Source organism: Siminovitchia terrae (assembly GCF_003605405.2).
Lineage (GTDB): Bacteria > Bacillota > Bacilli > Bacillales > Bacillaceae_C > Siminovitchia > Siminovitchia terrae.
In genome coordinates this window covers 127,116-142,826 of sequence record NZ_QYTW02000002.1, presented here as the reverse complement: position 1 = coordinate 142,826, position 15,711 = coordinate 127,116, and the positions used below count along the sequence as shown (strand labels likewise).

12 protein-coding genes and 1 pseudogene are annotated in these 15,711 nt (G+C 42.5%); 3 read left to right on the top strand and 10 right to left on the bottom strand.

The annotated features are described in order from the left end of the window. Positions 1 to 99 precede the first annotated feature (99 nt). The 7 genes and pseudogenes from D5F11_RS25685 to D5F11_RS03070 all read right to left on the bottom strand — a co-directional run. A pseudogene (locus D5F11_RS25685) lies at positions 100 to 273 on the bottom strand (amidohydrolase); the annotation flags it as partial. An 83-nt stretch (positions 274 to 356) separates the two neighbouring features. Next, positions 357 to 1,862, bottom strand: coding sequence for a histidine ammonia-lyase (gene hutH, locus D5F11_RS03095; RefSeq protein ID WP_120114761.1), 1,506 nt, complete (start codon positions 1,860 to 1,862; stop codon positions 357 to 359). Positions 1,863 to 1,899: 37 nt separating this feature from the next. Further along, complete coding sequence (locus D5F11_RS03090) at positions 1,900 to 3,219, bottom strand: Na+/H+ antiporter family protein (RefSeq protein ID WP_120114762.1); 1,320 nt, start codon at positions 3,217 to 3,219, stop codon at positions 1,900 to 1,902. A 223-nt stretch (positions 3,220 to 3,442) separates the two neighbouring features. Further along, the gene (locus tag D5F11_RS03085) at positions 3,443 to 4,609 is read right to left on the bottom strand and encodes a M20/M25/M40 family metallo-hydrolase (RefSeq protein ID WP_120114763.1); all 1,167 of its coding nucleotides are present in this window, start codon (positions 4,607 to 4,609) and stop codon (positions 3,443 to 3,445) included. Between the two features lie 21 nt (positions 4,610 to 4,630). Further along, positions 4,631 to 5,866: an imidazolonepropionase gene (gene hutI, locus D5F11_RS03080; protein WP_120114764.1), complete on the bottom strand. Its 1,236-nt coding sequence runs from the start codon at positions 5,864 to 5,866 to the stop codon at positions 4,631 to 4,633. A 24-nt stretch (positions 5,867 to 5,890) separates the two neighbouring features. Next, on the bottom strand, positions 5,891 to 7,204 hold the full coding sequence (locus D5F11_RS03075) for a YjiH family protein (RefSeq protein WP_120114877.1): 1,314 nt from the start codon (positions 7,202 to 7,204) through the stop codon (positions 5,891 to 5,893). Between the two features lie 372 nt (positions 7,205 to 7,576). After that, positions 7,577 to 9,298: a urocanate hydratase gene (locus D5F11_RS03070; protein WP_120114765.1), complete on the bottom strand. Its 1,722-nt coding sequence runs from the start codon at positions 9,296 to 9,298 to the stop codon at positions 7,577 to 7,579. Positions 9,299 to 9,802: 504 nt separating this feature from the next. Here D5F11_RS03070 and D5F11_RS03065 point away from each other — a divergent pair. The 3 genes from D5F11_RS03065 to D5F11_RS03055 all read left to right on the top strand — a co-directional run bounded on the left by D5F11_RS03065 (position 9,803) and on the right by D5F11_RS03055 (position 14,010). After that, positions 9,803 to 11,503: a sigma-54 interaction domain-containing protein gene (locus D5F11_RS03065; RefSeq protein WP_185830469.1), complete on the top strand. Its 1,701-nt coding sequence runs from the start codon at positions 9,803 to 9,805 to the stop codon at positions 11,501 to 11,503. Positions 11,504 to 11,944: 441 nt separating this feature from the next. Beyond that, positions 11,945 to 12,619 (top strand): response regulator transcription factor, encoded by a 675-nt coding sequence (locus D5F11_RS03060; protein WP_120114767.1) that lies wholly within the window; start codon positions 11,945 to 11,947, stop codon positions 12,617 to 12,619. Next, the gene (locus tag D5F11_RS03055) at positions 12,616 to 14,010 is read left to right on the top strand and encodes a sensor histidine kinase (protein WP_120114768.1); all 1,395 of its coding nucleotides are present in this window, start codon (positions 12,616 to 12,618) and stop codon (positions 14,008 to 14,010) included. The genes D5F11_RS03060 and D5F11_RS03055 overlap by 4 nt, the downstream gene beginning before the upstream one ends. 54 nt (positions 14,011 to 14,064) lie before the next feature. Here D5F11_RS03055 and D5F11_RS03050 read toward each other — a convergent pair whose 3' ends face one another. The 3 genes from D5F11_RS03050 to D5F11_RS03040 are packed head-to-tail and all read right to left on the bottom strand — an operon-like array spanning position 14,065 to position 15,675. Further along, positions 14,065 to 14,658, bottom strand: coding sequence for a peroxiredoxin family protein (locus D5F11_RS03050; RefSeq protein WP_185830468.1), 594 nt, complete (start codon positions 14,656 to 14,658; stop codon positions 14,065 to 14,067). Position 14,659: 1 nt separating this feature from the next. Beyond that, complete coding sequence (locus D5F11_RS03045; RefSeq protein WP_120114769.1) at positions 14,660 to 15,274, bottom strand: lysophospholipid acyltransferase family protein; 615 nt, start codon at positions 15,272 to 15,274, stop codon at positions 14,660 to 14,662. Beyond that, a complete protein-coding gene (locus tag D5F11_RS03040; RefSeq protein WP_120114770.1) occupies positions 15,271 to 15,675 on the bottom strand; it encodes an OsmC family protein in 405 nt (134 codons plus the stop codon). The genes D5F11_RS03045 and D5F11_RS03040 overlap by 4 nt, the downstream gene beginning before the upstream one ends. Between the last annotated feature and the right edge of the window lie 36 nt (positions 15,676 to 15,711).

Sequence of the window (15,711 nt, the reverse complement as noted above, 5' to 3'; positions counted from 1 at the left end):
CTTTTTGCCGAAAAAATCAAAATGGAAGACCTTTTAATATCACAAAGATCTTCCTTTCGCGCTTTACTATTACAGCGTTTTAACAAGAATGGCAGCGATTACAACTGAACCTAACGTTACGGGGTCAGGAATAATGTTTCTAGCCGTTCCTCCATGGAACTCGGTTACAGAGACAACGGCTTTTTCATTTGGATCGATGTTCCAGGCAATAATATACTGCAGATTATTCACAATCTGTGCACCAATGGCAATTGGATCAATAGTGGCTTTTGGTGTTCTCTCTTTCCTTTTACAAGTGGTTATTTTTGCAATTTATTTCAATCTGTTCCAATAACTCCCTTCAAAATGACGAAGTCTTATTTCTCAAGAAGGTCATTCTTAAGAAGAAATTGCGCTATTTCTTCCATTTCTTCTGAGATAGCCCGATCTGTTTCCAACGGCGGGCATATCTTGCGCACTTTTTCAAGAAAATCCCTTGTAGCCGGCGCCAGCTGATTTTCCGCCTGCTCTAAGTAGATGGCCTGCGATGCACAAATCATTTCGATGGCAATGACACGTGCTGAGTTGTGAACGATCTCGCGCGCTTGCCTAGATGCAATTGTCCCCATACTTACATGGTCTTCTTGGTTTGCAGAGGTTGGAATAGAATCGACACTTGCCGGATGCGCAAGCACTTTATTCTCGGACACTAGTGAAGCAGCTGCGTATTGCGGCACCATCAGACCGCATTCCAATCCAGGATCTAATGCGAGGAATGGGGACAAACCACTCAATTGTGGATTGACCAGCCTTTCGATTCGTCTTTCTGAAATATTGGCTAGTTCTGCAGCTCCCACTTTCAAAAAATCCATTGCTAAAGCGATTGGTTGTCCATGAAAATGACCGCCTGAAATAATTTCACCGCTTTCTAACACAATCGGATTATCCGTTGCAGAATTGATTTCCACCGACAAGCGGTCGTTCGCATAGTTGAAGGCTTGCCAAGAGGCCCCATGTACTTGAGGAATACAGCGGATGGAATAAGGATCTTGCACACGGATTTCCCCTTGGCGCGTAATCCTTTTGCTTCCTTCCAGCCATCTTCTGATCCGAGATCCGACAAATTCCATTTCTGGATGCGGGCGAACAGCAAGCAATTCACTTTCAAAGGCGGAGATAATCCCTTGAAGCGCTTCCATTGTTAAGCAGGCTGACATGTCTGCCGCGAGTCCCACACGCTCTGCTTCATTTAAAGCCAATACTCCAACGCCTGTCATCGCCTGTGTCCCATTAATTAATGCAAGACCTTCCTTCGCTTTCAATGAGACAGGAGTAAGCTCAGCCCGCTTCAACGCTTCCCCTCCCGGCAATACTTCCCCCTGATACTCGGCTTTCCCCTCACCAACCAATACAACGGCTACATGCGCCAAGGGAGCTAAATCTCCGCTTGCCCCTACAGAACCTTTACTTGGAACAACAGGGTGAACTCCTTTATTAATCATGCTAACCAAAAGCTGCAAAGTTTCTTTCCGAATTCCGGAGAACCCTTTAGCCAGCGCATTTGCACGCAGAACCATCATGGAACGGACAACTAAGGTAGGTAAGGGTTCACCGACACCCACCGCATCCGCCCTGAGCAGATTCAACTGAAGCTTTGAAATATCTTCTTTTCCAATCTCAATATCGCTTAGCTTTCCAAATCCTGTATTAACACCATATACAATTTTTCCATCATTGATCTGTTTTTCAATTCGCTCTCTACTTGCACAGACTTTGCTCCAATTGGCCTCGGATATTTCGACCTTAGCTTGGCCGTTTACAATTGTTTGGACCTGTTTCCTATTTAACGTTTCACCGTCAAGTGCAATGATACCTGTGGACATGTCCCCAACCCCTTTACATGATTATTCTTGTTGCATCTTAAAGAACCAGCGCCGCAACTACACCGAAAATAAATAACGGGACATTATAGTGGATAAAAGTCGGTACACATGTATCCCAAATATGGTTATGCTGTCCATCGGCATTCAGTCCTGCTGTCGGTCCCAGTGTACTGTCCGATGCAGGCGATCCAGCATCCCCAAGTGCACCTGCCGTGCCAATCAAAGCAGCAGTGGCAAGCGGGCTGAATCCCATCAGCATACACAATGGCACGAAAACAGTCGCCAAAATCGGAATTGTTCCAAAGGAAGTTCCAATCCCCATAGTCACCAGCAGGCCGATCAATAAGAGGACAGATGCTCCAATTACTTTACTGTCTCCTATGACCGAGTTCACAGCCTCAACCAGTTCGGTCACTGCACCAGTCTCCTTTAAAATAGTAGCGTATCCTGAGGCGATCAGCATGACGAATGCAATTGCACCCATTAACTTCACCCCATCCTGCACAACCTGTTCTCCCTCACCGACTTTTACGACTCGTCCAATAAAGATGATAATGATTCCTGCCAACGCCCCAAGAACTAGAGAACTAAATAACACTTGAGTCAGTAACGCAATGATTACTGCACCAATTGTCACAAAATCCTTTAGTTGTAATTTCCGTTTTGATACATCATTTGCCGCCCCAACCTCAGCTAATGCTTTATCCCCCTCCGTATCCTGATAACTTCTTGGTTTACGGTAGGTAAAAAACACGGCAATGAACAATCCGACAAACATTCCAGCCGCTGGAATTGCCATAGCTTTCGGCAGTTGTGACATGGCTATATTCATCCCATTCGCTTTCATTTCTGTTTGTATGATTCCATGAAAAATCAGTCCGTATCCTGCAGGAATGAGTAGGTACGGCATTTTCAAACCAAAAGTAAGGGCACATGCCACCGCTCTTCGGTCAATCTTCAAGTGGTTGAAGAAAAGCAAAAGCGGCGGAATCAAAATTGGAATAAATGCAATATGTACCGGAATCAAGTTTCCCGATAAACAGGTGAGACCAGCAATCATAAGCAGTAAAACTATCTTATTACGATTTTTCTGTTCCAGCAATTTATCTATTAAAATTGAAGTAATTCCCGAGTAAGCAATCATTGCCGCGAATATTCCCAACAGAACATAGCTTAACGCTGTTTCTGATTGGCCTCCCATGCCTCCCAAAAAGATGGAGATTGTGTCTGTCAGAGACAGATTAGCAACCAGTCCGGCTGTTATGGCTGCAATCAACAAGGCGAAAATGACATGCACCCTTGATAAACTTAAAACAGTTAAAACAAGTACAGAAATGACGACTGGATTGGTCAGCATAACCTCTGAATCCCCTCTACTCCGAATTTTGACTGCCGCCATTAGCATCTGAGTAAAAGTTGGCGGCCCAAGTCTTCTTATTTTCCTTGTTGCCGATTCAGAGGTGAGTGTTTTTACAACAATAACTCCAGTGATTATGGTACTGATTTTTTCATTGCCTGAGTCTCCTTGGCCTGTTAGTGGCCTTTAAGCCGTAGTTCCCCCTGCGCTTCAAGCACCTTACTCATGCCTTCTTATGCTTCTCATACCACTCTTCAATAAGAGCAGCCGTCAATCTACCTGTGTTGATCAAATTTTCGATGCTAATGCATTCTCTGAATGAATGAATATTTCGAAAACCTAATCCAAGTGTAAGGCAAGTCAATCCATTTTCATTTAATACATTCGTATCTGCCCCTCCAAGCGTTTCAGTTAACCAAGGACTCACTTGTATATTATGTGCTGCAGCCTGCGCTGTTTCTGTTAGAATGTGATTTTCCGAAATATCAAACCCGCTGTACTTCTTCTCAATTCTAGTTTCCACAGAGCCCCCGTACTTGTGAGCAGCCTCTTGCATAGCCCCTTCCATAGCTTTAAGCTGGTGATCGAGTTTTTCTTTTGAAAAGCTGCGGACTTCTCCACCAACTGTTATGCTTCCAGGAATGATGGATGTTAGCTCTCCACCTTTCATCACTCCAATGTTAGCCAAAGTCTCTTTGTCAATCTCACCCAACTTCATATTAGAAAGGCCCTCAGCGGCAATTAAGAAAGCACTATTTCCTTCCTCTGCATTCAGCGCAATATGGGCGGCATTTCCTTTCACTTCCATCCAGATCCTGCTGCTGTACGGTCCCCTCAAAATGATTTGTCCAACATCCCCGCTACTGTCGAAAATATAGCCTGTCCTGCTTTTCGCTTTGCTGTAATCCATATACCTTGCTCCTACAAGACCAGGTTGTTCGTTTACAGTTAAAACAAATTCAATCGGACCATGCGGCACACCGCTTTCAGTAATTGCTCTGACAGCTTCCAAATAAGCGGCAATTGCTGCCCGATCATCAGCCCCTAATATTGTTGTCCCATCAGAATAAATCACTCCGTCTTTAATGACTGGCTTCAACCCTTCAGTCGGAAGAACTGTGTCCATATGGGTCGAGAAAAACAGCGGTGGAATCGTCGGATCAGTTCCTTCCTTCCAAGCAATTAAATTCCCTACTTCCCCTCTGAAGTTTTTATGGGCCTCATCGAACTCCAAAGTAAAGCCCAGCTTAGGCAGCGCCTCCGTTAAATAATCTGCAACATGCTGTTCCTGCGTGCTGGGTCCATTTATTTTTGCCAGTTCAAGAAACAGCTCCAACAGCCGGTCTTCATCCACCTTTGCGGCAGCTTTTGAAATTTGGTCTGTGCTCATCCAACATTCCCCCAACTATTTTTATTTGGTGATTACAACTTTTCCATCTTTGATTACTGTTTCCACTACATTCGTTCCAAGATGATAAGCGATATGTTTATAGGATGGAACATCCCAAATCTGGATGTCTGCGATTTTTCCTTCTTCCAAAATACCTCTGTCATCCAAATTAAGCGCCTTGGCCCCTCCATATGTAGCAGCTTTGATTGCTTCCTCCACAGAAAATTGGTACAGTCTGCAAGCTAGATTGATGACGAACTGCATCGATTCTGTGTAGCAAGCTGGGCATAGATCAGTCGCCAGGGCAACTTTGACGCCCTTATCCAGCATTTTTCGTGCTTGAAAGGGACGCTTATGTCCCACTGCAAAATCAAGAGCTGGCATCAGTACTGCGGTTACATCGGTTTTTGCCAGACGATCCATCACTTCTTCAGGAGTGAAGTTCATATGGTCAACTGATACCATGTTCATCTCCGCAGCCAAATCAGATCCACCAATATAAGAATAGGCGTCCGCATGGATTTTCGGTTTCAGGCCGTGCTTGATCCCTGCCTCTAGAATCTGTTTGGATTCTTCTGCAGTAAAGTAGCCGTCGTCACACCACACATCACAAAATTCTGCCAGACCGCGCTCGGCTACCCTCGGAATCATGTCATTGATGATTTCCTCGATATACTCTTCTTTTGTCTTGTTTTCCGGAAATCCATGAGCACCAAGAAAAGTATTTAGGACATCCAGTGGTGTTTCTTCCCCAAGCTTTCTACTGATCTCAAGGATTTTAATTTCACTTTCTGTTGTCAAACCATATCCACTTTTACTTTCTACTGTAGTGATCCCATATTCGAGCATCGTCAACATCCGCTTCTTCGCCTGCTCTAGCAGCTCTTCATCTGGCGATTCACGAGTTAATTCCACCGTGCGATTTGGCCCAGTAATAATGCCTAGCTCCTCTAACTTTTTTGGATTGATCCCAGCCACTTTAGCTGCATATTCTTCCACACGAGAGCCGTAAAACACTAGATGCGTATGCGAGTCAACAAACCCGGGTGCGACTACTTTTCCAGAAGCATCAATCATTTTTGCTTCCGAAATGTCATAAGAAGCTCTTACCTCTCTTTCAGACCCAATGCCAGTAATTACTCCATCCTTTACAGCAATCCATGCATTTTTAATGACACCCAAATCTGACTGTTTTCCACTGATAGTCAATGCTTCAGCAGCGTTTGCGATGACCAAATCAACCTTTATTTCTGACAAAGCTATCAAACTCCTTTCCAGTAATCACAAAATCAAAAAGGCAATTGGAGTAACGACGATAAGGGTGAATACAGTTCTCCAAAACCAAATGATAATCAAGTGGCTAATTTTGATCGGGATTTCTGTTGATATAATACAAGGGATTAAGGATGAGAAAAACATGATGGCCGAGATAGAAAGCGTCCCAATAATGAATCTTGTTTCCAGACTTGTATCGACTACAACCAGCGAAGGAACAAACATATCAACCAGGTTTACGACTGCAGCCTTTGCAGCTAGTAGTGGTTCAGGGATTTGCAATATGAATGTCAATGGGTAAAAGATGTACCCGGCATAATCAAAAACTGGAGTTTGGTTGACTAATATAAAACCGAGCAGTCCAATCGACATGATGGTTGGGAGAATCCCCATTGCCATTAATAACCCGTCCTTTACATTAGCTACTATGTTCTTCCCAAGGTTCGGAGCATGCTCGGCTGTTTTCATTGCTTCATTCCAAGCATGCTTCAGCCGTTTTTCTTTGATCATCACCTCAGGCTGTCCTACCCCCGAATAGTATTCATCTTTCATTTTGCTCAGTGGCCAAATTCTCACCGTGATGGCAGTAACTGTAAAAGTGACGACAAGGGTGATCCAAAAATAAAGATTCCAGATCGACATCAAATCTAGCGTATTGGCGACAACAACCATAAATGTCGCAGAAACAGTGGAGAAACCTGTGGCAATAATAGCTGCTTCTCTTTTGGTATACTTACCTTCTTTATACACTCGGTTCGTAATCAGTAAGCCGATAGAGTAGCTCCCGACAAAAGAGGCCACCGCATCTATGGCTGATCTTCCCGGCGTCTTCCAAATAGGCCTCATGATCGGCTGCATCAATGCCCCGATAAATTCGAGAAGACCATACCCAACAAGCAAGGCCAAAAATACTGCCCCGATTGGGACAAGCACTCCAATAGGAATAAGTAATAGATTCAGCCAGTATGGACCCATATCTTCGGCCATCAGCCAGGCCGGCCCAATATTAAACACGACCATCACAGTGGCTATGGCGCCTAATACTTTAAAAAGAGAGATAACCAGATCAACAGTGCTCTTTTTCCAAGATTTATTGTAAAAAGGATACGCGGCTCCCAGTATAACCATTATTAACACATAGACAGAAGCACCAAACCCTACGGTTTCTCGTACCCAGGTGACAAAGTGATCCAATGGAATGGAATTTTTCCCATTTACCGTTATCGGAATGAAAAACATAAAAATCCCAATTATGCTAAACAACGAGAATCTGAATATATTTTTAAATGATTGATAAGATGGTTCTGCCTGGTTTTCCATCACAACTTCCTTCTCGCTCACTGCACTGTCCAATTCACTCATTATTCTCACCACTTTCGACATTTATTTGTCCTTACAAATCAAATGCGCCTTTGCGTATTTGCGCCCAGATTTTATCGAGCCTCCGTTCGATAAATTTCCGCTGAAAATCTGTGGCATCCACCGGAGGCTTTGACTTTATTCAGCTGGGGTTTGCCCCCCCACTGAATGGATTACCAATATGCATTCATCTCACCACTTATAGAAGTGGGAGATTTCTGCTGAATGAAGTTAAAAGTCTGTTGGAGCAGATAATGGTAGAGATTCAACAGGGCTGTTGAATCTCTACTTGTTTTTTCTGGATGAAAAAAGAACTGTTTGAAACTGGCTTGGTTAAGCTTTTACGTCTTCTTTCTCTAAATCTTTTGGTCCGAAAGTGGCTTTTGGTGTCCACCAAAGTGGAATTTGAATGCTTTCGTCTGTAAGTTGTCCTTTTCCATTAGCTACGTCTCTCGCAGTCTCATAGCCTGCTTGTGCATGACGGACAACACCGATACCTGAATCGACTGTCATAGACACTTCCAATCTCATGTCGGATTCTTCCGTTCCGTCTGCGATCATTGTGACACCCGTGTGTACTGCTTCACCCATAGAATAGTTCGCCTGAAGCGCGATTAGGTCACACATGCCGACTGCGTTCAAAAGACCATTCAATACGGGCCAGTCAGATATGAGATCCCCGCCGTCTTTCATGTTTTCTGATTCGAACGTCGGGTTCACGATTGATCCAGAATCAAGGTTGTCACGTGAGAAGGCAACCGGTCCCGAGAGTTCACCTCGGCGGATCATATCGTTGACTTCAAGGGCGAATTCTTTACGCTGTCCGAATCCCATGTAGCAGATTCGCGCAGGAAGCGCCTCAATAGGGATATGCTCTTTTGCCAATTTGATCCAGCGTGTAACGAGCAGGTCATCTTTGAATTTCTCAAGGATCATGTCATCAATTTTTCTTAAATCTTCAGGATCTCCAGACATACACGTCCAACGGAAAGGTCCACGGCCTTCGCAGAAGAGTGGCCGAATATATTCTGCAACGAATCCTGGTAGGCGCTTCGCCTCTTTTTCGTCCATTCCAGCGTCAATACACTCTTTACGGATGCTCGTTCCATATTCGAATGAATGGACGCCAAGATCCATAAATTTAATAAGCGCTTTCAATTCACGAATCATTGTTTCACGTGCTTTTTCTAAATACAGGTCGAAATCTTTTTCACGCAGCTCTTCTGCTTCCTGGACTGTATATCCCGATGGCAAGTAAGAGATTGGGTCATGCGCCGGCGTCATGGACGTTGTGATGTCAGGAAGGAATCCTTTTTCAATGACTTCCTCAAATATATCGGCAGCGTTTCCAACAACCGCGATGCCAATTGCTTTTTTCTCTGCAGCATTTTGCTTCGCCATGACGATTGCTTCGTCTAGTGAATCAACCAATACATCGATGAACCCTTTTTCAATTCGGCGGTTGATGATTTCCACGTTTGAATCACAGAGAATGGCTACCCCGCCATGCATCGTCATCGCTCTTGTCTGGTTTCCGCCCATTCCACCTGCCCCTGCAGTCAAGAGTATTTTTCCTACAAGAGAGTCGTTGTAGTGCAAGCGGGCTATGGCTGACAATGTTTCAAAAGTTCCTTGGATAACCCCTTGTGTTCCGATATATTCCCACGGTGCCGCTGTATAGTTTGCATATATGGTCAAGTTCTTTTCTTGAAGATCATAAAACGTCGGCCAATCAGCTTTCATGATGTTAGTTGTTGCCATAACAACTGTCGGTGCGTATTTATGTGTTTTAAAAACTGCTACTGGCATACCGGACTGTACAACCAATGTCTCATCGTCTTCTAACTCTTTTAATGATTTAACAATGGCATGGTAGGATTCCCAGTTACGTGCTGCCTTTCCGATTCCTCCGTAAATGATCAGCTCTTCAGGTTTTTCCGCATTTTCCATATTATTTTCAAGCATCCGCAAAATGGTTTCCTGTCTCCATCCTTTACAGCGTAGCTTATCGCCTCTTTGCGCCTTTACTTCATACAATATCTCTGGTGTGGACATATAAAATTCCTCCTATGTAGTAAATATTTGCTTTCACACTCATTATTTTCGCAAGTTCCGTGCCAAATTTTTTATAGAGTCTTTTTTTAATAAAAAAACGTCCAAAGCCTGTACTTTCGTAATGATTTGACTCATTTCCACAAACTTCTTTAACAACCTTTTTTCAGCTTAATCGCAGATAAATTTTGCATGCCAAAAAGAGAACTCTAACTGAAAAAAGAAAAAAGTGTTGAATTCGCTTATATTTCAATAGCATGCAAAATGTTTTTGCATGCAGATTATTTTAAAAAGAATTAATTCATGATATATTCGTAATATAAGTGCGTGTTCAAAAGGTTGCCAAATTAGAAGCAAAAGGGTTGAGGGGGCGAAGTTACGAGCAGCGGATTGTAAGCTTTTAGATACATGAGCAGCACAGACACAAGCCAACAAAGAGATTTGTCGCTTAATATTTGATGACTTTTTGAACATCCTCTATAAGGATAATAATTAGGAGGAATGGCTTTGCTGGCACCAGCTATCGGTTCTCTTATTAAGGGCTTTGTAGACGAGGTCATCATTTTAAATATTAATCATGAGATTGTTTGGCACGATACAAATTCGAATTTATCAAAAAACATCGAAATAGGAATGCCTATCTCCAAGCTAATCCCATGTAATGAAGTTAGTTTCGAACATAAAGAGACATTTTCCAAAGTTCTGAACGGAACAAAATATAGCATTGAAGTGAAAGCGCTCACTTTTGAAGTGCCCTACATCATTTTATGTCTTGAAGATTTGTCGGACCTCATAGAAAACAAGAGCAATCGTCTATATTGTCTTGAAAAAGTGATTGACTCCCTTGATGAGGGTGTGATGATGAGCAACTTGAACGGAGATATTGTCCTATACAATGATGCCCAGGAGAAAATGGAGGGATTGAGCAAAACCCAAGTAGTCGGAAAGCCGCTCTGGTCCGCATATAATTACAATCCGCAAAACTCCGAACATAAGCATGTGTTGAAAACAAAAAAGCCTATATTTTCACGGTACAAAGCACACTCAAAAATTGATGGTGTACCTAGATATGTAAACTACAGCACCTTCCCCATTCAAAAAAATGGAGAGACTATTGCTGTGTTTTCAATCAGCACAAACGAGTCCCGGCTGAAGGATAGGCTTCACCAAACGATCGAGGAAAAAAGACATACTGTTGATAATCAGGTAACCAAAACCTATTCAAGCAATGGAACCACGTTTACGTTTGAAGATATTAAAGGAAGAAGCCTAGCCCTAAAAAACTTGATTAAGGATGCACAAAACATCGCGGTACATAATGCAGATGTTTTAATTGTGGGAGAAACTGGGACAGGAAAAGAACTTTTCGCCCAAAGCATGCACAATCACAGTCCACGGTCAGAAAGTCCCTTCGTAGCAGTCAACTGCGCGGCCATACCGGAAAACCTCTTAGAAAGCACCTTATTCGGTACAGTAAAAGGTGCTTTCACCGGGGCTGCTGATCAAGTTGGATTATTTGAATATGCAAAGAATGGAACACTGTTCCTTGATGAAATCAACTCAATGCCGATGACTCTTCAGTCGAAGTTAATGAGAGTTTTGCAGGAACGGCTCGTCAGAAGAGTTGGCTCTAACGAGACAAAACCCGTCAATTGTACGGTGATCAGTGCATCGAATGAGGATCCGGAAATGCTAATTGTGAATAAAAAAATAAGGCTGGACCTATTTTACCGAATTGCAAGAACAAGCCTGTACATTCCGCCGTTAAGGGAGCGTCCGGAAGATATCCACTTCTTTATCGATTATTTTCTCAAGTCTTATCAGGAAAAGTTTTCAAAAATAGCGCCGCCAATGACCGAAGCACTGCGAAGGATGCTCCTTCAGTATAACTGGCCTGGAAATACGCGGGAACTTGAGCATCTAATTGAAAATCTGATGATTCGTCATAGCGATACTGATAGAACCATCGACATAGATCATCTGCCAGTATTTATGAGAGGCAAATTACAGGGTTCCGAGACAAGCAATCAAGAGGTAAAGGAAGCAACACCATTTAAATCCATGTTTACATCCTCAAAAAAACATTATATATTAGCAACTTTGGAGCAATTGGACTGGAACATCTCTGCCTCAGCAAGAAAACTTGGAATCAGCCGTCAAAGCCTTCAATACCATATTAAGAAATATAACCTTGTAAAACCGAATTGACTTCATTGAAGCAGCCGAATCAAGGCTGTTTTTTTGTTGTCTGTCCATAACGCCCCGGACAGTCGAGAGAAGAGTAATCAAATGCCTTGGCGTATTTGCGCCCAGATTTTATCAACCTTAAGCTCGATACATTTCCTCTGAAAATCTGTGGCATCCCCCGGAGGCTTTAACTTTATTTAGCCGGGGTTTCCCCCCTACTGAATGAAATACAAAATGCATTCATCTCACCACTTACAGAAGTGGGAGACTTCTGCTGAATGAAGTTAAAGCGTAATCGGAAAGAATAATGAAAAAGTGAAGTATTTCGTCCATAACGGCGATTTATATGAAATGTGAAGACTTTTGTACAGAATACTGCTTTTGTTCCTTCCTCTTTTCCTTTTCTCTTACAATCCAATATCCTTTATAATGGAAACAGTTTCAGTAAAAGGAGCTGGCGACTTGAAAATACTCGTTGTCGACGACGACCCTCATATTTTAGAGCTGGTTAATATCCATTTGACGCAGGCTGGATATACGGTTTTAAAGGCAGCAAACGGCCCAAATGCCCTTGCCTTGTTAGATAATGAGGTTCCCGATCTCGCTGTCATAGATGTCATGATGCCAGGAATGGACGGTTATACACTGACAAAAAAATTAAGGGCCGAGGCGGATATTCCCGTCCTCCTATTGACAGCCAAAGGAGAACTGGAAGACAAGGCGAAAGGCTTTTTGGCTGGATCGGATGATTATCTTGTCAAACCGTTTGAGCCGAAAGAGCTGCTTTTTAGAATCAACGCCATTTTGAGGAGATATGACAAAGCGATCGATATCTTAATCGAGGTGGGCCCCCTTACGATTAACAGGCAGAGCTATGAAGTATCTGCCGGTAAAAAGGTGATCCTGCTGCCGCTGAAAGAATTTGAATTACTGTCTGTCCTCGCTTCCCGCCCCAACCAGGTATTTACACGCGAAATATTGCTCGAACGTGTTTGGGGATATGACTATGAAGGTGAAGAGCAAACTTTGAATGTACATATTAAAAGGCTCCGCGATAAGTTGAAAAAAGTGGCCAAAAATGTCGTCATTTCAACGGTTCGAGGTGTCGGCTACAAACTAGAGGTAATGCAAAAATGAAATCCCTTTACAGCAAGTTCGTTGTCTTTACACTCGGAACGATGATTATAAGCGCTCTGATCGCTTTTTTAGCTGTCAACACATTTTATCACCAGCTATTAAAAGAAAAAAATGATGAAAAAAACATGGAAATTGCTTTATCATTGGCTTCCTTCATTGAATCCGAGAAAAAACTGGATTTGGAGAGTTTTCTCCAAACCCAATCTGCAACAGGCTATAAAATTTATGTTGTAAACGAGAAGCATAAAACGATTCAATATGGTGCACCATTTCGTGTCAACAATCTTTCGCAGGATGTCGTCAGCGAAGTGTTGGGTGGGCGGGTCTACCACGGAATGAGAGATTTCCCGACCGAAACGTTTGTGACGGGCTTCTTCTCAGACGAGCTGGCCAATACGGTTGGAGTCCCTTTCCGCCATAATGAAGCAGACTATGCCCTCTTCCTCCGTCCTGATATCAAGTTCCTTTTTACAGAGGTACATTATTTGCTTGGCGGCATGGTCATTGTCATGGCGATCATCAGCTTACTGGTCATGTTAACCATCGCCAAAATGCTCATTGATCCGATTACAAAATTAACCGAAGCTGCGAAAAAAGTGGGCGAAGAACAATTTTCCCCTGAACTGGACATCAACCGGCGGGATGAAATCGGGCAGCTTGCCCAAAGTTTTCGAAATATGACGGAGCGGTTGAATGAGAACGACAAGATCCGAAAGGAGTTCATCAGCGATGTGTCACATGACTTCCAGTCCCCGCTTTTAAATATTAAAGGATATGCGGAGCTGCTGATTGACAGCGGTCTTTCAGAAACAGAGCGGCAAAATTATGCAGAAGTGATCCAATCAGAAACTGAGCGGCTTTCTTCATTGACAAAGCAGCTTATGCTTTTAACATCATTGGATCAGCTTGTTTCACCGCTCCGTAAGAGGACATTTAAACTCAATGAGCAAATTATGGAGGTCACCCGTAGATACAGATGGCTTCTTGAAGAAAAAGGTATGTCTTTGTCCATGGATCTTGATGAAACGGAAATCCTGGGAGATCCAGCTTTTTTGGAAAAAGTTTGGGAAAATCTTTTATCTAATGCTTTAAAATATACTGAGGCAGGCGGTTCAATTGATATTACATTGAATAAAGAAGATGATGGAGTAACAGTCGCCTATTGTGACAGCGGCATTGGGATAGAGGAGAAGCATTTGGAACGGATATTTGATAGATTTTATAGAGCAGACGAATCAAGAACGAAGCAAATATCGGGGACGGGCCTTGGACTATCGATTGCCCATCAGGTTGTTAAGCTACACGGCGGTTCTATAGATGTACGAAGGAATAAAAGTAAAGGCATGACATTTAGTGTGAAATTGCCGTCATCCCCGTTCACTAAAAACTAAAATGCTTGTAGAGAATAGGGATGATAACCACTTTCTCTACAAGCAATGGAGAAATTACTCGATTTCATTCGTTAAACTTTCCATTGTAGGCTCATCCATTGGGCCGACAACTTTTGATGCTATTTTCCCATTCGTATCAATGATATAGCTCGTGGGTATGGTAAAAGCTTGATATTGCATACCAATGTCACCTTCTTCGTCTAATGGAATATCAAAAGTAAGACCGTATTCTTTTACAAATTTGTCTATTTCCATTCTCCCTTTATCCATCTTCGTCAAGTTCACGGCCACTATTTCGATGCCATTATCTTTGTTTTGTTCGTAAAAATTTTGCATATGGGGCATTTCAGCCCTACAGGGCGGGCACCATGTTGCCCAAAAATTTAAGATTACCTTTTTCCCTCTATAATCGGATAATTTGACTGTCTCACCATTTAATGTGACTAATTCAAAGTCGGGTGCCATCTTTCCTTCTTTCACTTCAGATAGATTCACACCTGGAACATTTTCATCCGCCACTTTTACGTCTTCCGTTTCAGAATTCGATTTCTCTTTTGCGGCCTCCTTTTCAACCGGCTTCCACAAATTGACGGCTACAATTGCAATGGCTAGTATGATAATTGCGATAGACAAAAGATTTTTTTTCAAGTCATCTTGCCCCCTTATCAGCTTTTATTGCAAGAATGAAAACAATCAAACCCATCCAGATGATTGTCAATGATTCCAGCGAAAAAAGAGAATCGAACCAACTGATGATCAAAAGCTCAAGCAATATAAAAAGCGGAAATATTTGCCTGGATGTTAGGGATTTTTTCTTTTTTTGCGATAGGAGTATTAGAAGGAAGCTCAATAATATAAGGTGGATAAACAGCTCAAGGCTGCTTTTGTCCAAAAAGCCAATTATCACTTGATAACTTGTAAAATAGAGTAGAAAGAGCCAGGCACTTTCTTCATATAAAAATGGGAATCGCTTTAATGCGAAGACCAGTAGATATACAGAAAGGATGGCCAACGCAAAAATATGACCTTTTGTGCCGCCATTGAAATACAAAACCGACAGGGGCATATCTAAAAAAAGGCCCAAATTGAATACAATATAGCTGAGTTTCCATAAAACAAAATAATAAAAAAATCCGTTCCAATACCAATCCTCAACCTTTTTACCCGTAAAAGCCCTGTTAAATAGGGCTGCAACAAACAGCGCACCGGAAGCTGCAACCCAAACAGCTGGAATTGCTAAGCTGCCAACCTGGAAATAGGTCAATTTTTTCTTCCATTCAAATGAATACATTGAATGCTGAACTTGATGTCAATTGACTGAATGACTGACTGAATCATACCGCAATTTTTCACTACTAAATGAGCAATCTTTTCTGCTTGCTGCGGTGCAAAGGGCTCTTCAGCATAAACACGGGCCGAAAAAGAAAGCTTTTCAATTCGATTCGCGTAATCGGGATTTCTAACAGCGGAGACCTGCATTTCGATTTTCTCAAATGCAATTCTTCTTTTGGTTAAAATGGTGCGTAGCAAACTTCCGCTACATCCAGCTAATGAAGAGACAAGAAGCTCGTATGGACGGTAACCGTATGTTTCATCCGGTGAAATAGTTAGCTCCCCAAACCGCAAATCGCCTTTAATATGGTCATTTTCAATCGTAAACTCCATCTCATCACTCCTCTAAAATAATAATAATTTGTATTT

Bases quoted from the DNA above. Each gene is read 5' to 3' on its own strand.
- D5F11_RS03075 (WP_120114877.1), bottom strand. From the start codon at position 7,204: ATGGAAAACCAGGCAGAACCATCTTATCAATCATTTAAAAATATATTC.
- D5F11_RS03070 (WP_120114765.1), bottom strand. From the start codon at position 9,298: ATGTCCACACCAGAGATATTGTATGAAGTAAAGGCGCAAAGAGGCGAT.
- D5F11_RS03085 (WP_120114763.1), bottom strand. From the start codon at position 4,609: ATGAGCACAGACCAAATTTCAAAAGCTGCCGCAAAGGTGGATGAAGAC.
- hutH (WP_120114761.1), bottom strand. From the start codon at position 1,862: ATGTCCACAGGTATCATTGCACTTGACGGTGAAACGTTAAATAGGAAA.
- D5F11_RS03090 (WP_120114762.1), bottom strand. From the start codon at position 3,219: ATGCTGACCAATCCAGTCGTCATTTCTGTACTTGTTTTAACTGTTTTA.
- D5F11_RS03055 (WP_120114768.1), top strand. From the start codon at position 12,616: ATGAAATCCCTTTACAGCAAGTTCGTTGTCTTTACACTCGGAACGATG.
- D5F11_RS03040 (WP_120114770.1), bottom strand. From the start codon at position 15,675: ATGGAGTTTACGATTGAAAATGACCATATTAAAGGCGATTTGCGGTTT.